Genomic DNA, 26,889 nt, shown 5'->3' with positions numbered 1-26,889 from the left:
GGCTGCGCCCGCGTGCGCGCGCCCGTTCGCCGGGCTACGAATGGCGCGCGCCGCTCGCGCGGCGCGTCCATGCTCGCCTAGCTCCGGAACCCGAGGCCTCTCTCCTCCCCGCGACGCGGTCACCCCCGCGCGCCCCGGTCCCTCCTGGAGCACGATCATGCCCTCCGTCCGCCTCGAGCGGCTCTCGTTCGCCTACGCGGACTCGAGCCCCATCCTCTCCGACGTCGATCTGCTGCTGCCGTCCGGCTTCACCGCCCTCGTGGGCGAGAACGGCGCGGGGAAGTCCACGCTGCTCGCGCTCCTCGCCGGCGCGCTCGCGCCGGGCCAGGGCCGCGTGCGCGCGGACCCGGAGGGTGCGCTCGTCGCGCTCTGCCCGCAGGAGGTGCACCTGCCGGGCGAGGCGGTCCTCGCGCTCGCCGGGCGCGACGACGGCGAGTCCCGCCGGCTGCGCGCGTCGCTCGCGCTGGCCCCGGAGGAGCTCGGGCGCTGGGGATCGCTCTCGCCCGGCGAGCGCAAGCGCTGGCAGGTCGCCGGTGCCCTCGCGGCGGAGCCCGACGTGCTGCTCCTCGACGAGCCGACGAACCACGCGGACGCGGACGCCCGCGCGCTCCTCGTCGCGGCGCTCCGGCGCTTCCGCGGAGTGGGCGTGGTCGTCTCGCACGATCGCGCGCTCCTCGAGGCGATCGCGCCGCGCACGCTCCGGCTCCACCGCGGCGAGGCGCGGCTGTGGCCGCTCCCGTACGGCGCGGCGCGCGCAGGGTGGGAGGAGGAGCTCCGCGCGGCCTGGGACCGCCGCGGCGCGGCGCAGGAGGCGGCGCGGAGGGGCGCGCGGAAGCTCGACGAGGCGCGCCGGGAGCGCGAGGCGGCGGAGCGCGCGATGAGCGGGAGAGGGCGCGATCCGAAGGATCGCGACGCGCGCACGCTCGGCGCGAAGACGCGGCGCGCGTGGGCGGAGGACGGGCTCGGCGCCCACGTGAACCGGCTCCGCTCGGCGGCGGAGCGCGCGGACGCGGCCGTCCCGGACGCGCCGGGCGCCGCGGTGCTCGGCGGGGCGATCTCCCTCGGGTTCGAGCGAGCGCCGCGCCCGGTGCTCCTCGCGCTCGACGCGGACGTCGTGCGGGCCGGGCCCGCGCCCGTGCTGCGCGACGTGCACGTGCGGCTCCGGCGCGAGGCGCGCGTTCGCGTCGAAGGGCCGAACGGCGCCGGCAAGACGACGCTCGTCGAGGCGCTCCTCACCGGCTCGACGCTCCCGCCGGAGAAGCTCCTCCACCTGCCGCAGGAGCTCCCTCCCGGCGCGCGGGCGCGCCTCCTCGAGGAGGTCCGCGCGCTCGCGCCGGAGCCGAAGGGGAGGGTGCTCTCGCTCGTCGCCGCGCTCGGGAGCGACCCGGCGCGGCTCCTCGCGTCGCGCGATCCGTCGCCGGGCGAGGCGCGCAAGCTCCTCCTCGCGCTCGGGCTCGGGCGGCACGCCTGGGCGCTCGTGCTCGACGAGCCGACCAACCACCTCGACCTGCCCACCGTGGAGCGGCTCGAGGCCGCGCTCGAGGCGTACCCGGGCGCCATCCTGCTCGTCACGCACGACGACGCGTTCGCGGCGCGCGTGCTGGGCGAGCGCGCCGGCGCGCCGGGCGCGGACGCGCGAGCGGAGCGGTGGCGCATCGCGGGAGGACGGGTCGCGCCGGAGTAGCGCGCCGGGGAGGGGCCGCTCAGGCGCGGCGGCAGAGCGCCTCGAGGTAGCGCGACCGCACCTGCTCGGTCGCGAGGAGGCGCTTCGCGGGAGGGAGTCGGAGGACCACGCCGAGGAGCGCGGCGAGGGCCCGGTGGCTGAAGAGCACCCGGTCGTCGAAGACGAGCTCCTGCAGCTTGCCGCGCTCGATTGCCATGAGGACCGCGCGGTGCGCGCCGTTGAGCGGCGTGAGCCGCCGGCGGGCGCGCGGGCGCAGCGCGATGGCCCCGGGAGTGCAGGCGCGGACGCACACGCCGCAGCCGAGGCAGCGCTCCTCGTCGAGCCGCGCCACCGTCCGCTTCGGGTGGCGCGCGTCGTTCGCCGACACCGCCGAGAGCGCCTCCACCGGGCAGGCGCGGACGCATTTCTCGCAGCCGTTGCAGGCCCGCTCGTCCACGGCCGGGAGGAACGCGGTCGTGTGGATGGGGTGCATCACCGCGAACTTCCGCGCTGCGATCATCGCCTCGCAGCAGCAGCCGCAGCAGTTGCAGATGAAGTTCACCGACTCGCGCACGTTCTCGCCGAACTGCACGAGGCCGCGGTCGCGGGCCTGCTGGAGGAGGTCGAGCCCCTCCGCCACGTCCACGGCCCGGGCGTGGCCGTGCCGGACGAGCGAGGCCGCGGAGACGTTGAACGTCATGCAGATGTCCTGCGGCGCGTCGCAGGCGCGGCCGAGGTGCTGCATCTTGTGGCGGCAGTAACAGAGGCCGACGGCGCGGTGCCTCGCGGTCCGGATCACCTCGCTCGCGCGCTCGTAGTCGAGCACGTGCAGGGCGTCGTCCTCCGCGACCGCCTCCTCGTTCACGAACGTCCGCCCGAGCTGCGTCTCGCCGCCGGCGAACAGCGCCCGGACGAAGTCCTCCTCCACGTTGAGGTACTGGTAGAAGAGCTCCGCGAGCGCCTTCTGGTCCAGGTCGCCCCGCACGCGCATCATCGAGAACTCGAAGAACCCCGCCATCGGCGGGGGCAGCACGTAGCGGAAGCCGTCCTTGCCCTCGATGTCCACGAGCAGCGCGCGCGCCGCGAGCGCCTCGAGGACCTTGCGCGCCTCCGCCTCGGTGGTCTTCCAGACGGCCGCGGCCTTCGCCACGGTGAACGGCTTCAGGGGGAGGACGGACACGAGCTCCGCCTCCCGCTCGCTGAACAGGAGCCTCAGGATCTCGAAGAGGCTCCGAGAGGGCGGCGCCCCCTGCGGGGAGCGGTTCAGCCGCTCCGTGAGGCGCTCGTAGACGGATCGCGATGCGTGGTGGGCCATGGGCTCTGGTCTCCGGTCTCTCGCGCCGTGCCTGCCGGGGCAGCACAGCAGAATCGCGGCTCCTCCGGAGCGCTCGAACGGGGGTCGCGACGTTTGGCGCATCGCGTCGGGCCGATTCCGGGGAGGTTCTCGCGCGGGAGGACCTGGCGCCCGGCGGTCCGCCCGTTAATCGAGAGGCGCCGCGCGTGGCCCGTGCGCCCTACCGGCGAGGGGGCTGCAGTCGCAACGTTTCCACGGGAGCGAGACCATGACCCCCAGCGAGCGCGCCATCGCGAGCCTCCCGCCGCACCTGCGCCGGTTCGTCGTCTCGCAGGAGTACGACGCGTACACGCCGCGGGACCACGCCGTCTGGCGCCACGTCCTGCGCCGGCTCACGGCCCACCTCCGCGAGCGCGCCCACCCGCGCTACCTCGCGGGGCTCGACGCCACCGGCATCGAGGTGGAGCGCATCCCCAGGCTCGACGAGATGAACGTGAAGCTCGAGCGGGTGGGCTGGTCGGCGGTGGCGGTGCGCGGGTTCATCCCGCCGGCGGTGTTCACCGAGCTCCAGAGCCGGCGCGTCCTCGCCATCGCCGCGGACGTCCGCACCCACGAGCACATCGAGTACACGCCGGCGCCGGACATCGTGCACGAGAGCGCCGGCCACGCCCCCTTCGTCGCGGACCCGACCTACGCCGAGTACCTGCAGCGCTGCGGCGAGGTGGGCTTCCGCGCGATCGCCTCGGTCGAGGACCAGGCGGTGTTCGAGGCGATCCGGAACCTCTCCGTCGTGAAGGAGGACCCGACGGCGGGGCCGGAGGAGGTCGCCCTCGCCGAGCGGCGGCTGGCGGAGGCCGCGGCGAGCGTCCGCTACGTGTCCGAGTCCACGCGGGCGAGCCGCCTGTACTGGTGGACCGCCGAGTACGGGCTCGTCGGGGCGCTCGACGCCCCGCGGCTCTACGGCGCCGGCCTCCTCTCCTCGATCGGCGAGGCCGTCCACTGTCTCACGCCCGCGGTGAAGAAGGTCCCGCTCACGGCGGCGTGCGCCGACGTCGCCTACGACATCACGCGCATGCAGCCCCAGCTCTTCGTGGCGCGCGACTTCGACCAGCTCTTCGAGGTGCTCGACGAGTTCTCGAAGACGCTCTCGTGGCGGCGCGGCGGCGATCACGGCCTCGAGGAGGCGCGGCGCGCCCGCTCCGTGAACCACCTCGTCCTCTCCGGTGGGCGCGAGCTGTCGGGTCGGGTGGTGGGGCGCGTCGAGGCGCTCGCGAGGGTCGGGCCCGGCCTCCGCAGCGCGCTCGCGCGGCTCGACGGCCCGGTGCTCGTGTCGCGGGGCGGCATCGCGCAGGGGAAGCCCTGGCCCGGCGACGTCGTGGTCGCCTTCGGGCGCGCGGAGCTCCCGGAGCGCGGGGCGTTCGGCGTGACCTTCCCCTCCGGCCTCTCGCTCCAGGGGTTCGCGGTCGGCGGCGGCGAGGTGGTGAACCTGCGCGGCGCGATCGCGGGGCGGCCGCTCGACCTGCCCTCGTGGTCGCTCCTCTTCGTCTCGGAGGACCTCAGCTCGGTCGCGGGCGGCCCCGCGGATCCGGGCACGTGGGACCGCTGGTTCGGCGAGCTGGCGTCGTTCACCGAGGGAGAGGGCGAGGCGCGGGCGCGCGCGCGGAAGGCCGAGGCGCTCCCTGCGCCGCTCGCCGCGCTCTACGCCGAGGTGCGGCGCCTGCGGGAGGCGGGCGCGCCGTCACGCGAGCGGCTCGCGGAGATCCGCGAGGCCGCGGCGGCGTTCACGGAGGACTGGCTCCTGCGCGCGGAGGTGGACGAGCTCCTCGGCGTGCCCGCGCCCGCTTGAGCGGGGGAGCGCTCAGGAGACGTGGTGCGTGCCGGTGCGGTGCCAGCGCGCGACCCCCGGCTCGCCGGGGCGGCGCCGCGCCAGGTGCACGGCGAGCTTCGAGTCGTTCACGCGGATGTGGAAGCGCAGCCACTCCGGGAGGCGCGTGCCGAGCCAGACCGCGACGAGGGGCGTCGGGCCCTTCTCGCGGAGCTCGTCGCGCATGCTCGCGAAGTCCGCCATGAACAGCTCGTGCGCGGCCCGGTGGCGGGAGCGATCCGGGTAGAGCGTCTCGTCCATGAGCCGCTCCTCCGATGCGAGGTTCTCCACGATGGCGTCGGCGAGCCGGCTCACGGCGCGCTCGGCGCCCTCGCGCGTGCCGGCGAGCGATCGCGCGGCGTCCTCCAGCCGGCGGAAGATCTCGACGTGCTCCTCGTCGAGCTGGGTGTGGTTCACCGTGAGCTCTGGCGTCCAGTCCGCGGACATGATCGCCTCCGGTGGACCGACGATCTCGCGCCGCGCGGCGACGGACAAGTACCGCGAGCGCCTCACCCGTGAGTGCGGGACCGGCGCCTCGCCGCTCCGCCGGCGCCTCCGGGATTCACCCGATGACCGAGCGGGACGGATCCCCGTTCGAGGCGCGCGCGGTCGCACGCGATCGGGCGGTGTGGCCGGCGATCGCGTCGCTCACCGGCCCGCGGCCCGGATCCCGGCCGCGTCCCGGCAGCTCTGCTCCTCGCCGAGCGCGCACGCCTCCTCGAGGTAGGCGAGGCCGCGGGCTGCGTCCGCCGGACGGCCGTCGCCGGTGGCGTGGCGGTAACCGAGCATCCGCGCGACGCGGGCAGCGGAGCGGCGGACGTCGTCGCGGAGCGGCGCGCCGGCCGAGGTCGCGAGCTCTCGCAGCGCCTGGAGCGCCCCCTCGAGATCTCCCTCGTGCGCCCGTACGAGCGCGCGGAAGTAGGCGAGCGCGGGCGAGCGCTGGCCGCGTGCCTCCGCGATCGAGAGGAGGCGGCGCGCCTCGGCGGGGTCCTCGCGCCCGAGCGCCGCGTGGACCTCGCGCTCGAGCTCCTCGGCCTGGAACTGGGTGGTCCCGGGGCGTGGCCAGACGGCGAGGAGCACCATCGCCACGAAGGCGAGGCCGAGCGCCGGCCACGGCCAGGCGGCGCTCGAGGCGGGCCGCGTGAGGAGCCACGCGGCCGCGACGCCGGCGCCGAGCCCGCCGCCGTGAGCGAAGTCGTCCGCCGGGAGGCGCCCCGGGTAGAGCCGCGAGGCGACGAAGCCGAGCGCGAGCGCGCCCAGGACGAGCGCGACGTGCGGCGCGGCGAGGAAGCGCCGCACGCTCCCTGCCCGGCGCAGCTCCAGCACGAGCAGGGCGCCGACCATCCCGAACACCCCGCCGGAAGCGCCCGCCACGACCGCGTCGTGGCCGAGGAGCGAGGCGGCCGAGGCGACGACGATGCTCGCGAGGTAGAGGGCGAGGAAGCGCACCCGCCCGAGCCGCCGCTCGACGATGGGACCGGCGAGGAGGAGCGCGCCGAGGTTCATGGCGAGGTGCTGCCAGCCGCCGTGCAGGAACCCGGCGGTCACGAGCCGCCACGCCTCGCCCGCCCACACGCGGCTCCGCTCCAGCGCGCCGAGCTGGACGAGCAGCGCGGGGTCGCTCGGGTCGCCGCGCGACAGGACGAGCGCGAAGAGAGCGGCGTTCACCGCCGCGAGCGCCCAGGTGACGGCCGGCGCGGTGCGCGTGCGAGGAGGCGGGGGAGGGGAGGCGAAGCCGTGCATCGGCGACGAGCATAGCGGGCGCCGCCGTGCGTGCACATCGCACAGGGGTAGGCGCGACCCTTCGGCGCGCCCGCGTGGACGGGCGAGCTGCACCTCCAGTGATCTCGACGCGTTGACTCGTCGTGCAATGCGAGCTGTGCGGCGGTGTGCGTTCGCGCCGCTGGTCGATCGTCAGACGAATGCCGCGCACCGCGAGTGACTTGAACCCATGGTGATCCAACCGGTTGCGATGAAGATCGAATCCGGCGTTGACATCGAGTGAATTGCGCGCGCAGTCTATGCCCCGACGGCACGACAATAGCGACCTCGTCGAAAGGCGAGCAGGCAAAAGCCCGGACCCACGCGGTCCCAGGGCCGACCGAATGCCGGTGAGTGCGTGATCGCGCACCCCCGGATGCGATCCCAGGGGTGGGCATGGTTCGCGCGACGCGTGGGTACCTGATCGTCCTCGGCGGCATCATCGCCGCGGCGTGCAGCGGCGGCTCGACGCGCGAGTCCGTGCCGTACACCGCGACGGCGGCGCTCGGCGCCTACGAGGACGGGTCGGGGCGTCTCGGCCTCGCGGTGCTCACCACGATCCGGAGCGACGCGGGCGCGGGGCCGGAATCGGACTGGCTGCTCGAGCTCGGGCGCGACGGTGCGGCGCTCGGGAGGCCCGCCGCGTACGCAGCCGGCGCCGGCTACGCGGTCTCCCTCTGGCCGGACGTCGCGCCGGTCGAAGGTGCGGCCTTCCAGATCGTCGCATCCAGCGGCGGGCAGACGCTGGCGACGGCCGCGACGCTGGCTGACGCGATCCCGCTCGCGGTGCCCGGCGCCGCGCTCTCTCTCGACGGGACGCGCCTGGAGTGGGGCGACGTCGCCGGCGCGGAGGCGTACGCGTGCGTCCTGACCGCGAACGGGGCGATCCAGGAGCAGCAGGTCTCGGCGGCTGCCGGCTGCGACGTCTCGGCGCTCCCCGACGGCTCTTACCTCGCGTCGATCCAGGCGCTCGGCGCCGATCCGACGGCGCTGGCGCCTGGAGTCGCTCCAGCGATGCCGCGGAGCTTCCGCGTCTCGCAGGCACGGCTGGGGTTGCTCCTGCGTGCCTCTGGAGCGCCGCTCGTGCTTCGCGCCGCCGGCGGGCGCATCGACTACGGCCTCGTCCCCGGGCTGGCGATCTGGGTCGGTCTCTCGGCGCCGGACGAAGCGCCGGACGGGGGCGTCTGGTCGATCACCGTGACCGGTCCCGACCTGCCGGAGTCGGATCCCCTGCGCTTCGAGCTGCCGGTCAACTTCACGAAGCGGCTGGTCTGGGCCTACGGCCTGCCGCCGACCCCCGGGCTCTACACGCTGGTCGCGAGCGACGGGGTCGAGTCGATCACGACGCAGTTCGCCATCGCGCCGCCGCTCCCGCTGCCGCTCCCCGAGGGCGTGTCCGCCAGCGGCGACGTGAAGGGCGGCGCCCACGTGACCTGGGCCCGCGTCCCGGGCGCCCAGAGCTACTTCGCTTCCGTGTGGCTCGGGAGCTCCTACGTCGCCGGGCAGTGGGTGACGGGCACGTCCGCGGATTTCCTGGCCGGCACGTTCACCTCGGGGCTCACCTACGAGGTCTACGTCGCGGCGGCCGACTTCGACGTCACGGCGGGTCCTCCGCCGACGCGCGTCTCCGCATCCGAGAACAGCTACACCCCGGCGCGCTTCGCCGCGCCGTGAATCGGGGGCATGGAAGCATGGTCCGCACGAATCGAAATCTCCCGGCCGCGTGCCTCATCGCCCTCGCCGCCTTCGCCGGCTGCAGCCGGTCGTCAGCCCCGGAGCACATCGTCGGTCCGACGATGCGCCTGTCGCCCGTCAGCGTGCAGGGCGGCGCGGGGACCGATCTCTTCGCCGTCGCGGACCGGGACACGACGACGGGGACGCCCGTCAGCGGGCTGCTCGACGTCGTGGTGCGCTTCGACCACGCCGTCGAGATCCGGGCCGTGAAGGTGCGCGGCGACGGCCTCTCCGTAGCCGTCCCGGGGCAGGGCGAGCTCCCGCTCACGGGCAGCTGGGGGGCGATCTCGTTCCCCGCGCCCGTCGTGGCCAAGGAGCTGACCGTTCGCGTGAGCGGCGCGGGGACCGCGGCGATCCTCCAGGAGCTCGAGGTCTGGGGCGCCGGTCGGAAGCGCTCGCCGCGGAGCGTCGCGGCGATGGCGGAGGCGACCCGCGCCGACGCGACCGCCTTCGAGGACGTGCGCGTCCTCGGCGCCACGCCTGCCGCGGCGACGCTCGATCCCACCGAGAGCAACGGCGGCGCCCGGTGCCTGAAGGCCACCTTCCCCAGGGTCGAGGTGGCCGGCGCACGGCGGGCGTACCTCGCCTACGAGGCAAACGTCCCGCGCGCCTTCGCGCTCGAGCGGATCCTCGACGGCGACGCGGTGACGGGCGGATTCTGGGTGGGGAACGTCGCGACGCCGAGGACGCTCGTCGACGAGCTCGACCCGGAGCGGCTGGGGACGGCGAGCGGGGTCACCCTCTGCGTGCCACCCGACGCGACGGGGAAGGTGCAGGTGGCGGGGCTCCGCCTGCTCGTGGTGTCGGACGACGGGCTCGATGTCTTCGATCGAGAGACGCACCTGAAGCAGGCGGACGCGGTGGACGGTGAGGCGACGCCGTCGCCGGTCTCCGGGACCGTGGAGCTCACGCTGGATCGTCCGATCGCGCTCGACGACGGCTCCGTCCGGCTCGGATCGGCGCCGTTGACGCTCGCGGCGCTCGAGCTGCGGGACGCGAGCGGCTGGGATCGGGTGCCGGACGTGGAGCTCGCGACGGAGTCGAGCACGCTGCCCGTGGCGGGGCGCGAGGCGAGCGCGCTGCGGCTCGTCTTCCCGTCGTCCGCGCGCGCCGACGTGCCGGCGGCCAGCGTGGCGGAGATCTCGGTGGCGGGCAGCGGCGTCGGTCCGAGGGTCGGCGCCGCCCGCATCGTCCTGACCGCGCCCCACCTCACGTTCGAGGGGGGACGCGAGGTGGGTGAGCGCTTCGGCGATCGCGCGTGGATCGCCGGCTGGGCGGAGTCGCCCGCCGGCGTCGGGCGCGTGGAGATCGGGGGCGCGGAGGTGGGCGTCGCGGGAGTGTTCGGGGTCGCGCTCGACCGCCCCGCGGCGGCACCGACCCCGTGGACGGTGGACGTCAAGGCCACGTTCCCCGACGGGACGACGGTGGTGCGCACGGTGGTCCTCGAGCGGGACGGCGCCGCGGAGCTGCTGACCGGCGCCTCGGGGAGCGCGGCGCTGCTCTCCGATGCCGCGCGCTTCGGGCAGGAGAACCAGACCGGCTGGGGTACCATCGATCCCGACGCCGGAGGGAAGGTGATGCTCGGGACCGACGTCACCTTCGAGGCGGGGCCGGGCGCCGTCGGAAAGCGTACGAACGTAGGCATCACGCGGAAGGGGCCCGAGTTCATCCCGCCGCTCGACGCGGGGATGGTGAACGTGACGGCGCCGGCCAACGGCGCGTACCGGTTCCTGCCGAAGGGGCAGAAGTTCGCGAAGCCCGTGCGCGTCGGGCTCCCCTACGACCCGTCGCTCCTCCCGGAGGGGATCGCCCCCGAGGAGATCCAGACGTGGTTCTACGACGAGGCGGCCGAGCAGTGGACGGCGCTCCCGCGCGCCGAGCTGCAGCGCTCGACGAACCGCGTCGTCAGCGAGACGACGCACTTCACGTTCATGATCAACGCTGTGCTCGTGCTCCCCGAGCACCCGGGGCCGTCGTCGTTCAACCCGAACTCCATCAAGGATCTGAAGGCCTCGGATCCGTCGGCCGCGATCGACCTCATCGCGCCCCCCGGCGTCAACAACCTGGGGACCGCCCAGCTCGCGTTCCCGATCCGCCTGCCGGCGGGTCGCGGCGGCTACCAGCCGGAGCTGCGCCTCGCGTACGACTCCGGCGGGTCCAACGGCTGGCTCGGCGTCGGCTGGGAGCTCCCGTCGTCGAGCGTCCAGATCGACACGCGCTTCGGGGCGCCGGAGTACGGCGCCAGCGAGCCCCGCTACCTCCTCGACGGCGAGCAGCTCGTGCCGACGAGCGAGTCGCCGAGGTGCGAGGACGGCTCGGCGGGGACGCGCTATCGCGCCCGGGTGGAGAAGAGCTTCCGCAGGATCCTCCGCTGCGGGACCGGCCCGACCGACCACTGGTTCCAGGTCCAGGACAAGCAGGGGAACCTGTACGTCTACGGCAGGAGCGGCGCGGCGCGCCTCACCAGCTACGAGGGGCTGGCCAACATCGGCGCGTGGTACCTGGAGCGTGTCGTCGACACCAACGGGAACCTGACGCAGTTCGTCTACGACACGGACGCGAAGGCGCGTCCCACCGTCCGGCACCCGCAGCAGACGGCGGCCACGCACGAGGAGGACTTCCGGCAGCTCTACCTGAGCAGCATCCAGTACACGGGGCGCGCGTACGACGGGGCGCGGGATCCCTTCGGGACGGCGGAGATCGGCCACTACCACGTCGAGCTGCGGAGCGAGCAGGACACGCGCGGCCGTTACCTCGATCGTCCCGACGAGATCACCTCGGGCCGGCTCGGCTTCAAGACGGTGCTCCGGCGCCGCCTCAAGTCGATCCTCGTCCAGCTCGACCGGGACGGCAGGACCGACACCATCCGGGAGTACCGGTTCTCCTACGAGCGGAAGGCGGAGAGCTTCTGGAAGTCGCGCCTGACGAAGGTCGAGGTCTTCGGAGCGGGAGAGGGGACCGCGCGGAAGCTCTTCCACACCCACGCGTTCTCCTGGTTCGACGCCGACTACAGGAACTCCTTCGCTGCGCCCGTCGCCTGGAGCTTCAAGGAGGCGCCGGACGACCTCTCGCTCTCGCACGCCGAGGAGAGCGGCTGGTCGATCCACGGCTACGGAGGGATCGGCTTCACCTACGACAAGATCACCGGCACCGTCGGCGCCCGCGTCGGCCGCACGCAGCACCGGTCGGTGACGAACAGCCTCTTGCTCGACGTGAACGGCGACGGGCTGCCGGACCGCGTCACGGGCCGAGGCGGAAGCTACGACGTCCGGTTCAACAGCGGCTCTCTCGTCTCCGGGTCGCGCGAGCTGCGGCGCGCGCTGCCGGCCGGGGATCCGGGCGACGGCGAGGTGGCGTCCGTGCCGCTCCCGACCCTGGGCAAGGAGGAGGGCAAGGGGTGGAACACGGCGGGGCAGGCGTCGTACGGCCCGGTCTCGGTCAACGCCGGCTACTCGCACTTCTCGTCCAAGACGACGGAGTTCCTGGGAGACGCCGACGGGGACGGTCTCGTGGACGTCGTGCAGGAGTCCGGTGTCCTCCTGAACCAGCACCGATCGGGCACCGCGAAGGCGTTCGCCTTCGCGCCGATGGTCACCGGCACGAGCCTGGCGTCGACGCCCACCGGCGCCAACCCGGACCAGGAGGCGCTCGAGCAGAGCATCCGCGAGCAGCTCAAGCCCTCCGACGCCGTCCTGGAGTGGATCGCGCCGTTCACGGGACGCGTCGACGTCGCCGGGAACCTCTTCTTCGTCGATCACGCCCAGCCTTCCCCCCTCCCGGCGGAGCGGGACGGAGTCCGCATCCAGGCGTTCGTCTGGGACGGAAGCCGCGATCACGCTGCGGTGAAGGTCTTCGAGCGCGTGAAGACGCTCGCGGACGCGGGCGTGCCGACCCCGGTGGGCATCGCGAACCTGGACGTGTTCCCCGGGTTGCGCGTCTTCTTCGTGCTCTCGACGCTCGCGGACTTCCCCGTGGATCGGGCCGTTCCGTCGCCCCTCGAGGACGTCCACTTCTCGCCGACGATCTCCTACTCGCACCTGGGCCCGTGCAGTGTCGGGGCGTGCCGTCCCCTGAGCGACGAGGAGCAGGGCCGCGTCGACCCGAGCGGCGCCGCGACGTTCCAGTTCGACCAGGCCAGTGACTTCAGGATCGCCGGCCAGCCCGCGCCTTCCGTCGCGATCCCGGCCACCGGGGCCCTCCGGATCGAGACCTCGCTCGTGAAGAAGGAGTCGACCGACGACGTCCGCGTCTGCGTCCAGCGCTTCGCGCAGAAGGCCGAGGTGAAGGACCTCCGCTGCGAGGAGAAGGACGGGGGGTTCGACACCCTCATCGACGAGATCCTGCCCGCGGACGCCGTCGGGAAGTGGGACCTGGCGGCCACCGCCTCGGTCCTCGCCGGCGAGAAGCTGGTGTTCCGGATCCAGACGGACCTGCCCGTCGATCCGGCGGTCGTCGACTGGACGATCGGCGGCCGGATGGAGACGGCCGGCGGCCTGGGACCGAACGGCTGCGAGGCGCCGCCGCCCGAGCTCGCCGAGGCGATGTCGTTCACGGGCGACGCCTGGTTCCCGGTGCACAACGCGATCTCGCCGCGCTGGTACCTCCTCCCGAACGCCGACGTCTCGGCGGCGCCCGACGATCGCCCGATCGAGCCGTGGGTGGCGCCGGAGCCCGGCACCATCCGGGTCTTCGTCAACCCGAAGTACCCGGATCCGCGAGATCCACGCGGGTACATCCCGGCGCTCCGGGTCGGAGACCACGCGTCCGACGCGCTCTACGTCGCGGCTCGAACGGCGAAGTCCCTGATCGTGAAGCGGCGCTTCGACCAGCTCTACGGCTCGCCGTACGAGTCCATCATCCAGGAGCTGCACGTCGACGCCGGAGAGCGGGTCTTCTTCGAGATCTTCTCCGACGCCCAGTTCGACGCGACGTGGACGCCGGTCGTCACGTTCGTGCGGGACGCGACGGGCCTGTCGTCGACCGAGAGCGTGAAGGTCAACGAGCGGTACTCATCGTACCGGAGCGGCTCGAACACCTACGCGGTCCGCTCGCGCTTCGGCGGCGGCCATCACCTCTTCCACTACGGCACCTGGCGCGCCGCGAACGACCAGGACCTCGATCCCCGGCGGCTCTACAAGAAGGTGGACGCCTACGAGCAGGGGGAAGTGGACGTCGAGCACCAGGACCCGGACGTGAAGGACACGACCGAGGTCGCGTCGCCCCTCGTGCCGAGGCGGCTCGGGACCTGGGTCTCGCAGGCGGAGCCGGGGCTCGCGCCGCGCGTCCCGTCCTTCGTGAGCAGGGAGGGGACCACCTTCATCTCGGCGGGGATCTGGCACGCCTCCCGCGAAGGGGAGTTCGTCCAGCAGGGCGGCGGGGCGGGGGAGACCACCTCGCTCATGGCGATGTTCGCGCTGGGGCCGGCGCTCCGGCAGAGCGAAGGCGATTCCACGTCGCTCTCGGCGGGGGTTTCGGTGGGCCCGGTCGGCGTGAGCCTCAACGTGGCGACGGGCGCGAGCTATCAGAAGACGGACGTCCTCGACATGAACGGCGACCGCGTTGTCGACGTCGTCTCTCGCGCCGACGACGGAACGGCCGTTCGCGTGACCGACATCCGCGATCCGGGCAGGCCCGGCATCCAGAGGGGCACCGAGGGCTTCCGGCTGCGCGTGAGCAAGGACGGCTCGGCGAGCCTCGGGCTCGGCGTCTCCGACCCGTGGCGACGCATGTCCGACGACGGCGTCGTCAAGGCGCTCGTCGCCATGTACCCGTCCGTCGGCGGCGGCATCGGCGTCAACTTCAGCTCGACGGAGCGTGAGCTGGCCGACGTCAACGGCGACGGCCTTCCCGACGAGGTCTCCCGGGACGGCGGCTACTTCCTGGTCCGCCTGAACCTCGGCTCGCACTTCGCGGCGTCCGCGGACCGCATCCCGGTGGGCAGCTGGAGCGAGGGGAACCTCGACGAGCTCATCGGGAGCCTCGGGAGCGCCCTCCCGGACGAGATCGTGTCGCCGGAGCGGGTGCGCAAGACCACCTCGATCAGCCTCAACGCCAACGCCGGCTTCACGCTCTACGAGAACTACGGCGCCTCGGTGAACTGGGACTCGAGCGTCGCGGCGACCGGCATCTCGCTCGCGGACGTCAACGGCGACGGCCTGCCGGACTACGTCCGAAAGACCACCGGGACGAGCCACTTCACCGTCCGGCTGAACAACGGCTTCGGGTTCGACGACGAGGTGCAGCTCCCAGTGCAGCCGTGGCCGGCCTCGGTGACGAAGCCGTGGCTGCGCGACACCGGGCTCGCCGCCGGCGTCAACAAGGTGCTCCGGCTGGTGAACGGTGACACGCCCAGCGTGGACGCCGTCGAGGCGAGCGGGACGTACGGCGAGCTGCCGTCCATCGGCTTCGTCGTCTCCTGGGGTGTCGGGCCGCTGTCGCCCGCGATGACCCCCTGGCTCCACTTCTCCGTGGGGGGCGACAAGACCTTCAAGCGCGTCTCCGGCTTCGCGCTGGGGCTCCAGGACATGGACGGCGACGGCCTCGCCGATCACGTCCTCAAGGCGGAGAAGAACCCGGGCGGTGACAACGAGGCGGTCTGGGTCCGGCTCAACCAGCTGCGGAAGGGGAACCTGCTCAAGGCGGTCTCGCGGCCGCTCGGCGGGAGCTTCGAGCTCGACTACGCGCGCAAGGGGAACAGCGTCGCGATGCCGGAGAGCCGCTGGGTCCTGTCCAGCGTCGTCGTCCACGACGGGCGCGCGGACGGCACCCCCGGTCACGACCTCGCCACCTCGTTCGACTACGGCGACGGCCGCTACCACCGCTACGAGCGCGACTTCCTCGGGTTCGACGCGACGACCGAGACCCGCGGCGACGGAGCGAAGGTCGTGCGCACCTACTGGAACGACTCGGTCCTGAGGAAGGGCCTCGTCGTGACGGAGACGCTCTCGGACGTCTCGGGGCGGGTGCTGACCACGACGACCAACGCCTGGTCCGCGCCGTCACGCTTCGCGGACACCGAGGCGAGGCCCGCGCCGGCCGTCGACCCGTGCCGGGAGGCGGCGCCGTTCTTCCTGAGGCCGACGCTCGACGAGTGGTGCGGCTCGCACGTCATCACGCTCGACAGCGTCACGCAGGAGCTCCACGAGACGACCGGCGACCCCAACGCCAAGCTCGTCACCTACCAGAGCTACACGTACGACCGCTCGAACGGGAACGTGCTGACCTTCACCGACCTGGGTGACGCGGATCCCCTCGACACGGGCGACGACGTCCACGCGACGGTCAACTACGCCGACGACGAGGCGGCGAGGGCCTTCTACTCGATCGCGCGCCCGGAGCTGCTGCTGGTGAAGGCGCACGCGACCGACGCCGACGACGCCTTCCTCCGCAAGCGGATCGGCCACTACGACGCGAGGGGAAACCTCAAGGACCTCCAGTCCTTCGTCGACGCCACGAGGTACGTGCAGGTGGACCTGGCCTGGAACGCCGACGGAAAGCTGTTCGAGGTGCACCAGCCCAGGGTGAAGAGCGGCCGGTACTGGGTCCGCTATCTCTACGACACGAGCGGCGTGACCCGGAACTTCCCGACCCGCGTCGAGGACGCGCACGGGTACGCGTCCTCGGCCGTGTATGACGAGCGCTTCGGCGAGGTCGAGACGGCGACCGACCTCAACGGCAACCTCACGCGCCGCGTCCTCGACGCGAACGGCCGCATCTTCCAGGTGTTCGGGCCCTACGACAGCACGATCCCTGCGGTCCGCGTCGAGTACGCGCCGGACGCGAGCCCGGCGCGCGCGGCGACGCACAACCTGCTGCCGAGGAACGGCGGCTGGCTCGACACGTTCGTGTACACGGACGGGCTGGGGCGCACCCTCCAGACGCAGAAGACCGTGCTGGCCCACGGCAAGGGGCTGGGCGTGACCGCGTCGGGGCGCCAGCGCTTCGACGTCATGGGACGCGTCACGGAGCAGGGGATCCCCTACTTCATCGGCGGCCGGGACCCGGGGTTCCGCGAGGACGCGCCCGTCTACGAGACCACCACGACCTACGACGTGCTGGGCCGGAAGACCCGGACCGTCGAGCCGAACGGCGGCGTCTACGAGCTGACCTACGACCTCGCGCGCGCGGCGAAGGATCCCTTCCTTCGCCGGCGGGCCACGGTGGTTGACCCGCTCCGCAAGACGCGGGTCATGTACCGGCGCCTCGACGAAAAGATCTCCGCGGTGGAGGAGCACATCGACTCGCTCGTCCACACCACGCGGTATCAGTACGATCCCCTGGGCGACCTGCGCGCCGTGATCGACGCGAGGGGGAACGAGACGCGCGTCGAGTACGACCGGCTCGGCCGGCGGAGGCAGCTCGTCAGCCCCGACGCAGGGACGACGGACTTCGCCTACGACGACATGGGAAACCTCGTGTCGCGCCAGGACGGGAACCTCGTCCAGGCCGCCAAGGGTGGCAAGCTGCCCGCAGACCAGGCCTTCGTGTTCTACGAGTACGACCTCGACCAGCTCATCGCGGTCAACAAGCCCTTCGGCACCGACGTGAAGTACGAGTACGGGCCGCCGGGAGCTCCCGAGAACGGCGCGGGCAGGATCGTGCGGGTGGTCGACGACGCCGGCGCCGAGACGCGCGGCTACGGGAAGCTCGGAGAGACGATCCGTTTCACCCGGACGGTGAAGCCGCTGAAGCCGAACGACTCGCCCCAGACCTTCGAGACGCGCTTCGAGTTCGACTCCTTCGGCCGGATGCTGCGGCTCTGGTATCCGGACGGCGAGGAGCTCACGTACCTGTACGATGCCGCCGGGCTCGTGAACCACGCGGAGGGACACCGGCCCGCCACGAAGCACTGGGAGGAGGCCACCGAGGTCTACCTCACCACGCTCACCTACGACGAGTTCGGGGCGCGCCGCCACGCGGTCCTCGGGAACGCTGCGACGACCACCTGGACGTACGAGCCTGACACGCAGCGGCTGAAGCACGTGGACACCGCGTCGCAGGGGCGTACGCTCCAGGCGCTGACGTACACCTACGACCTGGTGGGCAACGTCAAGACGCTCACGAACGCGCTGGGCGAGGCGACCGGCCGGCGCTCCGGCGCCGTCTCGTACACGTACGACTACGACGATCTGTACCGGCTCACCACCGCGACCGGGACCGCGCTGTCGCGTCCGGGCGTCGTCGACAGGTTCAAGACGACGTACGAGTTCGGCGACGAGATCCACAACATGACGCGGCTCCACCAGAAGCACTGGCTGACCACCGCGAACGATCCCGACGACGAGACGGCGCACCCGCCGCACACGAACCACGACTTCGACTACGCCTACGGCGATGCCGGGCCGCACCAGGCGACGAAGATCGGGGATCGTAACCTCGTCTACGACGCGAACGGCAACACGCTGCGCGAGTGCCGCGACCACGGCGATGCGGCCTGCCAGGCGAACTCCGACAAGCTGCGCCGGTACTTCTGGGGCGAGGAGAACGAGCTGAACGCCGTCATCGACGGCGGCGGCTGGAACATCACCCGGTTCATGTACGACGCCGGCGGCCAGCGCGTCGTGAAGCTGGGGCGCGGAGGCGAGTCGATCACGATCGGCCAGTTCTTCGCGCTGAAGGGGCGCAAGGCGGCGACGAAGCACATCTTCATCGGGGAGACGCGCGTCGCCTCGAAGCTCTTGCCGTCTCCCGGCTGGGAGCCGAGCTGGAGCGAGGGGACGGCGGTCTCCGGGCCGATCCTGGCCGGAACGGCGGTGGAGACGGTCAGCGGGTGCGATCCGAGTACCTACCAGCCACAGAAGTGTCCGATCGATCCCGCCGCGAACCCGGTCATCGACCGGCGTCCGGATACGACGAAGATCAAGCCGGCGACCTACTACTACCACTCGGATCACCTCGGCTCGACGTCGTGGGTGACCGATCAGAACGGCCGCGTCCACGAGCACGTCGAGTACTTCCCGTACGGCGAGGTCTGGCGCGACGCACGGTACGACTCCGACGGCGACCCCGTGCATCGGCAGCAGTTCCTCTTCTCGTCCAAGGAAATGGATGAGGAGACGGGGCTCTACTACTTCGGCGCGCGGTACCTGGATCCGGTGAGGGCGAGGTGGGCGAGCAGTGATCCGATGCTGGCTTCCTATCTTCCTGGCCAAGAAGTTGGCGAATCCCTTCCTGGGCGTGGAGGGATCTTCAGAACGGAGAACCTGTCTCTCTACCTCTACGCCCACGCGAGTCCCGTTGTTCTCCAGGACCCTGACGGCAACGAGGTGCGCGTCGACTTTCATGAAGTGGCTCGGGGGTCTTTTCACTCGCTTGTTCGCATCACGCCGGAAAATCAGGCGCGGTGGGCGAACGATCCGCGTTTTCGCGATCCGGCGACAGGTCAGCCACTTCGAGACGACCAGGGTCGTGTATTCATGACCCTCGGAGCTGGGCCCGTACCTGCGATCAACGGCAGTCTCGTGAGTGAGCACAATCGGACGCGGGACGCACGGCCTCATCAGGGCGGGATTGTGGTCCCGAATCCTGCGGACGTGAAGGCCGGGCCGCTCGGGCCAGGAGATCCAGTGGGCGAGGATCAGTTCATTGATAGACTCCTGACACTCGACGCCAACTACGCCGACGACCTGGATTACGACCTGTTTCCTGAGGCCAACCCGGCAAATAGAAGCATGTTCGTGGCCGATGATGGATTCAATTCGAACTCCTACGTCTCCGGCCTGCTGGAGGCGGCCGGCGTTGCGCCTCCGGTGCTGCCGGTAAGCACGCCGGGTTACGACCGCCCAGTCCCAAGGGCGTCGTTTGCGCCTAACGGAGCCGGTCAGGGAGGGGGAGCCCAGCCCGGTGTCCCCGTGCCGCAGGGGAGGGCAAGGTGACGATAGTGGCGTCAACGATCGGATTGATCAGTCGACGTATCGTGACGAGTTATGTCGCGTTCGGGCTGGTGTTGCAGTGGTTGGGCGATGCTCTGGGAACGCGGTATGACGATCGCGGGGTTCGCGGTCTTTTGAATGTCGTGTCCTTGTTGTTCAGCGCCGTGACGTGGGGCATCGGAGAAATAGCGCGCGCACTCAATGGTGGTCACTCGGCGCCAGGGCAACGCCTGTGGGTCCCGGTCGTGTCACTGGGTCTCGCGGTGGTGCTCGATCTAGGTATTGCGACCCTGAGAAGGAGAATGAGGCATCCCGACCGAGAGTAATGAGAGCCCGTCGTGGAGCGGTCATGGCATCGCGGTCGGGCAATTATCAGCCGCAACGCCACATTGACCGCGGGTCTAGCTGGCCAGAAACGGTGATCGAGTGAGCGACAACGAGACTCCTGCAGGACTCACCAGCTCCAGGCGACAGGTCGTGACCGCCGTCATCGCGGCGGTGATCGCCGGTGTCGCGGGCTATTTCATCGGCCACGCTGGCGGTGGCGGCAGCCCGCTCGACGGCCGCCCGTCGAGCGGCGCCGTCCTCGCGCGGTTCGACGGTGAGAAGGTGACCGCCGACGAGATCGAGGCGCTCGCCGGGCCGAAGGATGGTCCGCTTCGCGCGCAGCTCACGGACCCTGCGGCGCGAAAGGAGTTCGTCGAGGGCTGGACGCGGACGCTCCTGCTCGCGCGTCGAGCCGAGGCGGAGGGCTTCCACCGCACGGGCGAGTTCGCGCGGAGCTACGCGCAGGAGCTGTCGAGCGCCTTCGTCGAGAAGAAGGTCGAGGAGTCAGCCGCCGGCCGGCCGTTGAGCGACGATGAGGTGCGGGCCTGGTTCGCGGAGCACGAGATGGAGCTTCAGCGGCCGGAGCGGGTCCGGCTCGCGGTCATCACCTTCGAGGCTCCGGACGCCGCCGCGCGGGCGCGGAAGCTGGGCGCGGCCCAGGCCGCGCTGGCGGCGGCGCAGCAGCGCCCGCTCGACCCGCTCGCGTTCGGAAACCTCGCGCGGCTCCGCTCGGAGGACCCGCGCACCCGGGCGCTCAACGGCGAGCTGCCGCCGATGAGCCGCGAGGAGCTCACGTCGCTGTACGGGCCCGAGCTGTCCGCCGCCGCGTTCGAGCTGACCGAGGCCGGGGCGATCCTCCCGCGCGTGGTCGAGACGGCGAGCGCGCTGCACGTCGTGAAGCTCGTCGTCCGGGAGCGAGAGCAGCGGCCGTCGTTCGACGACCTGAAGGAGGTGCTCCGACAGCGGCTGACGTCGGAGCGGCGCTCCAGGGCGCGCAGGGAAGTCGTGGAAGCGGCGGTGAGGGACGCCGCGATGAAGGTCGACGAGAAGGCGATCGCCGGGATGTAGGCAGGCGGGCGCCGAGCGGCGCCATCGGCTCCTACGCAGGGACGGGCGCCGGTCTTCGCGGGCGGCCCTCGGGGAGAGGACATGTCCAGGCATTCAACGGTGAGTCTAACGGCAGCTCTCGCGCTGGCGCTCGCCGCCGGTGGCGGCTGCTCGAGCCGAGGTAGGTCCTCGGAGGCCGCCCCCGCCGGAGCCGAGCGGATCGCGCGCGTGGAGCAGCCGATCCCGGATCAGTACCTCGTCGTCCTCGCGGCTGGCGACGGCGCAGCGGACGTGGCCGCGGTCGCGGCGAGCGTCGCGAACGATCACGGCGCCACCGTGCTGAACGTCTACCAGCACGCGCTGCGCGGCTTCTCCATGCGCGCCGGGCTCGCCGCCGCCGGCGCCGTCGCGCTCGATCCGCGCGTGGAGCGCGTCGAGCAGGACGGCGTCGCCCGGGCGGCCGCCGTCGCCTGGCAGTACGGTCCGACCTGGGGTCTGGACCGCGTCGACCAGCGCGGCGCCGCGCTCGACGACAGGTACGGCTGGGACGATCGGTGGACCGGAGTAGGCGTGGACGCGTTCGTGCTGGACACCGGCGTGCTCACGTCACACGCCGCGTTCGGCGGGCGGGCCTCCTTCGCGTTCGACGCCCTCGGCGAGGGCGTCGTCGGGGACTGCAGCGGTCACGGCACCCACGTCGCGGGGACCATCGCCGGAGGGCCCTACGGCGTCGCGAAGGGCGCCAGCATCCGGTCGGTGCGCGTCCTCGACTGCAGCGGGAACGGCAGCGCCTCGAGCGTCGTCGCGGGGCTCGACTGGGTGATCGCGAACCACTCCCGGCCGTCCGTCGCGAACCTCAGCCTCTTCGCCAGCCCATCCTCGGCGATCGACGCGGCTGTGGAGGCGGCGACCGCGAGCGGCATCGTGGTCGTGGTGGCCGCGGGCGACGGTGGCAAGGACGCCTGCGACGTCTCTCCGGCGCGCGCGCCCGGCGCGCTGACCGTCGCCGCCCTGCAGCAGCGGACGCCTCCGGTGGTCGGTGGAGCGCCGGTGGATGAGCTCGCGCCCTTCTCGAACGTCGGCGACTGCGTGGACTTCGTCGCGCCCGGCGCCGGGATCGTCTCTGCGTGGAACACGACGGCGGTCGCCGACCTGCCGCTCTCCGGCACGTCGATGGCGGCGCCGCACGTCACCGGCGCGGTGGCCCTCCTCCTCTCGCGGAACCCGGCGGCGACCCCGCAGGACGTCGTCCGGGTGCTCGTCGCGAGCGCGACCCGCGCTCCGGCGGGCGCGCCCGGGTTCACGCCCGATCGGCTCGTCTACACGCGAGGTGTGGAGCTCACGCCCACCGCCGACGACGCCGCTCCGACGGTGGCCGTCACGGCGCCCGTGGAAGGCGACGCCCTCACGGGCGCCGTGAACGTCACCGGCACGGCGAGCGACGACCACGGGCTCACGCGCATCGAGCTGCTCGTCGACGGGCGCTGGCGAGGCAGCAGCGACTCGAGCTCGTTCGAGATCGCCTGGGACACCTCCACGTCGCTCGACGGCGCGCACTCCCTCGTGGTCCGGGCGTACGACTCGGCCGGCCACGCGACCGACTCGACGGCGATCTCTGTCACGGTGAGCAACCCGGGCGTCGCCCACCTCGACCCGGGGCTGCGGATCGCGCGGTGCGAGACGCTCGCCGCCTCCTGCGACTCGCGGGACCTGGTCCGCGGGCGCGCGGCGCTCGGCCCGGAGCGGTACGCCCCGAGCGTGCTCCGCGACGGGTGCGACGCAGATCCCGCGGGCTGTGTCTGCCACGACGGCGAGCTCGGGGTGTACCAGCTGGACGAGTCGATCGAGCAGCTCCGGATCTCCTCCGACGACGGGAAGCCGCTCGTGGTCGGCGGAAACGTGAAGCTGGAGGTGGACGCGATCGTCGGCGGCGAGCTGGGTGACTCCCTGGACCTGTACGCGTCGCCGGCGGTGAGCCCGCCCTCGTGGCGCCACCTCATCACGCTGACGCCGGTGGCCTCCGGCCCGCAGACGCTCACGGCCTGGTACACGCTCTCCGCGGGCGGCACGCAGGCGGTCCGCGCGGCCTTCCGTCGCGGCGGGGACGCGGCGGCGGTCTGCACCTCGGGCGGCTTCGACGACCGGGACGACCTCGTCTTCGAGGTGGGGGGCGGCACCGCGGACGGCGCGCCGCCGACGGTGGAGATCGTTGCGCCTGCGGCCGGCGGGGTGCTGGCGGAGAGCACCACGGTCGAGGTCGCGGCGGCGGACGATCGGCTCGTGTCGAAGGTGATGGTGACCGCCGACGACTGGAAGGGGAAGACCTACGCGATCGCCCAGCTCACCGCGACGCCGTACACGGCGGCTTGGAACCCGGCGCTCCTTCCGAACGGTGAGTACGTGCTGCGGGCGGTCGCGCACGACGGCGCCGGCAACATCGCGACCGACGAGGTGGCGGTCACGCTCGCCGATCTCACCGGGCCCACGGTGGCGATCCTGGAGCCGCTCGACGCGGCGTCGCTGCCGTCCAACCTCATCGAGGTCGCGGCGAGCGCGACCGACGCCGGAGCGGTGGCGAAGGTGGACCTGTTCCTCGACGGCGTCTTCCAGGGGAGCGACGTCGTGGCCCCGTGGGGGTTCGAGCTGCGGGCCCCGGCGAACGGCACGTACGCGCTTCGCGTGCGCGGGACCGACCTCCAGGGGAACGTGACCGAGTCGGCGCCGGTGACCCTGACGGTGAACGACGTGACGCCTCCGGACGTGAAGGTGCTCGCACCGGAGGAGGGGGCGGTCGTCCCGAACGCCGTCACGTTCTCGGTGGACCCGACCGACGACAGCGGGATCCGCAAGGTGGAGTTCTTCCTCGACGGCGTCTCCCTCGGCACCAACACGGGCGCGCCTTGGGAGATCCCGTACGACTTCTCGCGCGCTCCCAACGGCAGCTACGTCTTCTCCGCGAGCGCGTACGACGGCGTCGGCAACGTCGGGACCGCGAGCGTCACCGTGAGGCGTGAGGACCTGACCCCGCCGACGGTGAGCGTCACGTCACCGCCGTCCGGCTCCTATCTCAGCGGCGAGGTCCAGCTCACCGCCGACGCCGCCGACGACAGCTCCGTGAAGCGCGTCGAGTTCTGGCTGCACGTGCCCTACACGACCTACGGGTTCAAGGTGGGCGAGACGACCTCCGGCGCGCCGTGGACGTTCACGCTGGCGAGCAGCACCGTTCCGTCGGGGACCTATCTCCTCTACGCCAAGGCGTTCGACTTCGGTGGAAACGTCGGGGACTCGAAGTCGGAGCCTCTCGTCTGGGTGAGGACCGGCGACATCACGCCGCCCACCACCACGCTGCGGGCGCCGGTCTCCGGGCTCGCGCAGGTCGCAGGCACGATCCGCGTGGCGGCCGACGCCGCCGATCCGGGCGGTGAGCTGGCGAAGGTCGAGCTGCGCGTGGACGACGTGCCGTTCGCCACGTTCACCGCCGCGCCGTTCGAGGCGACGCTCGACACGACCTCCGTTGCCAACGGCGATCACGTCCTCACGAGCAAGGCCTACGACACCGCGGGCAACACCGCCGTCAGCGACCCGGTGACGATGAACGTCCAGAACCCCGGCGCCGCGTTCGATCCCGTGGCGGGGGCGCCGTCCTGTGACGTGGTCTCGCCGTTCTGCCACACGGGGATCCTGCTCATGGGGCGCGGGCCTCTCGGCCCGGAGGCGAACGCCTCGAACACGGTGGACGGGTGCCCCGACGGCACGGAGGGCGTGTACCGGAGCGACGAGTCGATCGAGCACGTCGCGATCTCGTCGCTCGACGGCGCGCCCCTCACCGGCGGCAAGCTCGCGCGGGTGGAGGTGCGGGCCTTCGTCGCCGATCCTGTTTACGACCGGCTCGACGTCTACGTCGCGGCCGACGCTGCGGCGCCGCAGTTCGTGCTCCGCGCCACGGTCGAGCCGACGCTCACGGGCGAGCAGATCCTGTCGGCGACCGTCCCGCTCGCCTACTCGGAGCGGCAGGTCGTCCGCGTCGCCCTCCGGGGCGGCGGGCTCCCGGAGGCCTGCGGGACCACCGGGTACGACGACCGGGACGACGTCGTGATCGCCACCGAGCCGGGCACGCCGGACACGACGCCTCCGTCCGTGTCCATCTCCGCTCCCACGGCCGGCGCGAAGGTGCGCGATGCGGTCGCGGTGTCCGCCGCCGCGAGCGACGACGTCGGCGTGGAGCACGTCGACTTCGAGGTGGACGGGGGCGCCCTGTCCTCCGACGGGTCCGCGCCCTTCACGGCGAGCTGGGACACCACGGGGCTCGCGCCGGGGACCTACAGCCTGACGGCCGTGGCGTTCGACTACTCGGGCAACTGGACGAGGAGCGCGCCGGTCTCCGTGGAGGTCGAGGACGTGGTGAAGCCGACCGCCACCATCACGGCGCCCGTGGACGGCGAGACGGCCTCCGGGGCGATCACGGTCCAGGTGGCGGCCACCGACAACGTGGCGGTGACGGAGGTGAAGCTCGTGCGGCTCGACGCGGCAGGCGTCGAGACGCTCGTCGCCACCGACACTGCCGCGCCGTGGGCTTTCCCGACCAGCCTCGCGGGGCTCGCGGACGGCGCGGACTACCGGTTCGTCGCGCGCGCCTACGACGCGGGGAAGAACGTCGGGGAGAGCGCACCGGTGACCGTGCACGTGGCTCAGACGGGGCTCGCGTCCTTCGACAGGAAGCTGAAGGCTCCGAAGTGCGCGCTCGCGGGGGCGAGCTGCTGGACGGGAGGGCTCGTGGTGGGACGCGGCCCGCTCGGCCCGGAGCCCTCGGCGCCCAACACGATCGCCGCGAGCTGCCCGGACGGCGGGTCGGGCTTCTTCCACCAGGACGAGTCGGTGGACGTCGTCACGGTGCGGGCGCTCGACCCGGTCGCGGGTCTCAAGGAGGGCGGCGCCGTGCGGATCGAGGCGAAGGTCTGGGCGACCGCGAGCTACGTGACCGACGCGCTCGACGTCTACGTCGCGCCGAACGCGCTGTCCCCCTCCTGGCGCTGGGTGGCGACGCTCACGCCGACCCGCGCCGGCCTCCAGGTGCTCGGCGTCGATCACGTCCTCGAGCCGGGGGCGCTGCAGGCGGTGCGAGTGCAGCTGCGCCACGCGGGGACGCAGCAACCTTGCAGCACCGGAGAGTTCGACGATCATGACGACCTCGCGTTCGCCGTCTCGAAGTGAAACGCTGGAGTCGGGAGGACACATGACGTCGAAGAGGATCGCGCTTTCGTTCCTGCTCCTCGCCGCCGCGTGCTCGAGCTCCGGCGGAGGCGACCCCGGCGGCGGTGGCGGCCCCGGCGGCGGATCGGCGCCCGCGACGGTCTCCGAGTACTGCGACGCATACTGGGGCGCGTACGCGGCCCGCTGGGCGGCCTGCGAGCGGGCCTCGGCGGCCGAGGCGGCGGCGGTGTTCGCGCCGGCGGCGCGATGCGCGGACCCGGTGCAGGCCGTGGCGGCGGGACGCGCGACGTACGACGGCGCGCGCGCCGGTGCGTGCCTCTCCTTCCTCGAGACGGCGAGCTGCGACGTGCTCGAGGCGTTCATGAACGGGACCTACCCCCAGGCGGACTGCGGGGCGGCCGTCGCCGGCAAGCTCGCGGACGGCCAGGCGTGCTTCTCGGACGAGAGCTGCGCGTCGGGCGTCTGCCTCTGGTCGCCCGACGCGTGCCCCAGCACCTGCTGGACGCCGATCCCTTCCGGATCACCGTGCGAATCGGGCCTGCCCTGCGCCGCGGGGACCTCCTGCAACATCCTCCTGGCGACGCCCGTGTGTACGCCGCTGGCGGGGGTGGACGGCCCATGCCTGAACGACATCTGGTGCGGCCCCGGCCTCTTCTGCCAGTGGAACTCGTATTACGACAGCAAGTGCCGCCCGCGGGCCACGTCGGGGAGCTGTACGCGGGATGAGGAGTGCGCGATCGGCTACCGGTGCTCGAGCGCCTCCACCTGCGTCGCGTGGCGCGGACCAGGCGAGAGCTGCACGCAGGGGGAGAACGCCTGCGGCCCGGGGCTCTATTGCAGCGCGGGCGGCACGTGCGTGGACGGTCCGAAGCCGTCGGAGCTCTGTAGCAACGTCAACGGCGAGGGCCGCCCCTGCATCGGCGGGTGGTGCTCCTGGAGCGGCGTGGCGTACGTCTGCACGGCCTGGCGCGCGCCGGGCGAGACCTGCTCGCTGCAGTCGCAGTGCAGGCCGACGGACGTGTGCGACTACGCGAGCAGCGGACAGTGCACGACCCTCTGCGCGGAGCCTTGACCGGCCCGCACCCACGGGAACAAGGACGTGACTGCCCCTCCAGGC

10 protein-coding genes are annotated in these 26,889 nt (G+C 72.4%); 7 read left to right on the top strand and 3 right to left on the bottom strand.

Annotated features, from left to right (window positions below; genetic code table 11):
- Nucleotides 1-157: 157 nt before the first annotated feature.
- A complete protein-coding gene (locus tag MNZ29_RS08280; protein WP_242354824.1) occupies nt 158-1,684 on the top strand; it encodes an ATP-binding cassette domain-containing protein in 1,527 nt (508 codons plus the stop codon).
- A gap of 19 nt (nt 1,685-1,703) precedes the next feature.
- Here MNZ29_RS08280 and MNZ29_RS08275 read toward each other — a convergent pair whose 3' ends face one another.
- Nucleotides 1,704-2,978 carry a 4Fe-4S dicluster domain-containing protein gene (locus MNZ29_RS08275; protein ID WP_242337461.1) on the bottom strand — a complete coding sequence of 425 codons (1,275 nt, stop codon included), beginning with the start codon at nt 2,976-2,978 and terminating at the stop codon, nt 1,704-1,706.
- A gap of 247 nt (nt 2,979-3,225) precedes the next feature.
- Between MNZ29_RS08275 and MNZ29_RS08270 the strand changes: the two genes are divergently transcribed.
- Nucleotides 3,226-4,803 (top strand): aromatic amino acid hydroxylase, encoded by a 1,578-nt coding sequence (locus MNZ29_RS08270; RefSeq protein ID WP_242337463.1) that lies wholly within the window; start codon nt 3,226-3,228, stop codon nt 4,801-4,803.
- 12 nt (nt 4,804-4,815) lie between these two features.
- Here MNZ29_RS08270 and MNZ29_RS08265 read toward each other — a convergent pair whose 3' ends face one another.
- The gene (locus MNZ29_RS08265; protein WP_242337465.1) at nt 4,816-5,316 is read right to left on the bottom strand and encodes a bacteriohemerythrin; all 501 of its coding nucleotides are present in this window, start codon (nt 5,314-5,316) and stop codon (nt 4,816-4,818) included.
- A 153-nt stretch (nt 5,317-5,469) separates the two neighbouring features.
- Nucleotides 5,470-6,564 carry a rhomboid family intramembrane serine protease gene (locus MNZ29_RS08260; protein ID WP_242354819.1) on the bottom strand — a complete coding sequence of 365 codons (1,095 nt, stop codon included), beginning with the start codon at nt 6,562-6,564 and terminating at the stop codon, nt 5,470-5,472.
- Nucleotides 6,565-6,978: 414 nt separating this feature from the next.
- Between MNZ29_RS08260 and MNZ29_RS08255 the strand changes: the two genes are divergently transcribed.
- From MNZ29_RS08255 to MNZ29_RS08235, 5 genes are all read left to right on the top strand, one after another.
- Nucleotides 6,979-8,256, top strand: a complete 1,278-nt coding sequence (locus MNZ29_RS08255; protein ID WP_242354815.1) for a hypothetical protein — start codon at nt 6,979-6,981, stop codon at nt 8,254-8,256.
- 17 nt (nt 8,257-8,273) lie between these two features.
- Nucleotides 8,274-19,190: a SpvB/TcaC N-terminal domain-containing protein gene (locus MNZ29_RS08250; protein WP_242337471.1), complete on the top strand. Its 10,917-nt coding sequence runs from the start codon at nt 8,274-8,276 to the stop codon at nt 19,188-19,190.
- 474 nt (nt 19,191-19,664) lie between these two features.
- A complete protein-coding gene (locus MNZ29_RS24910; RefSeq protein ID WP_242337473.1) occupies nt 19,665-20,582 on the top strand; it encodes a peptidyl-prolyl cis-trans isomerase in 918 nt (305 codons plus the stop codon).
- Between the two features lie 207 nt (nt 20,583-20,789).
- Nucleotides 20,790-25,772, top strand: coding sequence for an Ig-like domain-containing protein (locus tag MNZ29_RS08240; RefSeq protein ID WP_242337475.1), 4,983 nt, complete (start codon nt 20,790-20,792; stop codon nt 25,770-25,772).
- A gap of 22 nt (nt 25,773-25,794) precedes the next feature.
- Nucleotides 25,795-26,844 (top strand): dickkopf-related protein, encoded by a 1,050-nt coding sequence (locus MNZ29_RS08235; RefSeq protein ID WP_242337477.1) that lies wholly within the window; start codon nt 25,795-25,797, stop codon nt 26,842-26,844.
- The last annotated feature ends 45 nt before the right edge of the window (nt 26,845-26,889 follow it).

This window comes from Anaeromyxobacter sp. SG64, from assembly GCF_022690745.1.
GTDB classification, from domain to species: Bacteria; Myxococcota; Myxococcia; order Myxococcales; family Anaeromyxobacteraceae; genus Anaeromyxobacter; species Anaeromyxobacter soli.
Note: the sequence above shows the minus strand (reverse complement) of the source record. Positions and strands in the feature narration are given on the sequence as shown.

Excerpts from the sequence above, each read along its gene's own strand:
- MNZ29_RS08280 (WP_242354824.1), top strand. The coding sequence starts at position 158 with ATGCCCTCCGTCCGCCTCGAGCGGCTCTCGTTCGCCTACGCGGACTCG.
- MNZ29_RS08275 (WP_242337461.1), bottom strand. The coding sequence starts at position 2,978 with ATGGCCCACCACGCATCGCGATCCGTCTACGAGCGCCTCACGGAGCGG.
- MNZ29_RS08270 (WP_242337463.1), top strand. The coding sequence starts at position 3,226 with ATGACCCCCAGCGAGCGCGCCATCGCGAGCCTCCCGCCGCACCTGCGC.
- MNZ29_RS08260 (WP_242354819.1), bottom strand. The coding sequence starts at position 6,564 with ATGCACGGCTTCGCCTCCCCTCCCCCGCCTCCTCGCACGCGCACCGCG.
- MNZ29_RS08255 (WP_242354815.1), top strand. The coding sequence starts at position 6,979 with ATGGTTCGCGCGACGCGTGGGTACCTGATCGTCCTCGGCGGCATCATC.
- MNZ29_RS08250 (WP_242337471.1), top strand. The coding sequence starts at position 8,274 with ATGGTCCGCACGAATCGAAATCTCCCGGCCGCGTGCCTCATCGCCCTC.
- MNZ29_RS08235 (WP_242337477.1), top strand. The coding sequence starts at position 25,795 with ATGACGTCGAAGAGGATCGCGCTTTCGTTCCTGCTCCTCGCCGCCGCG.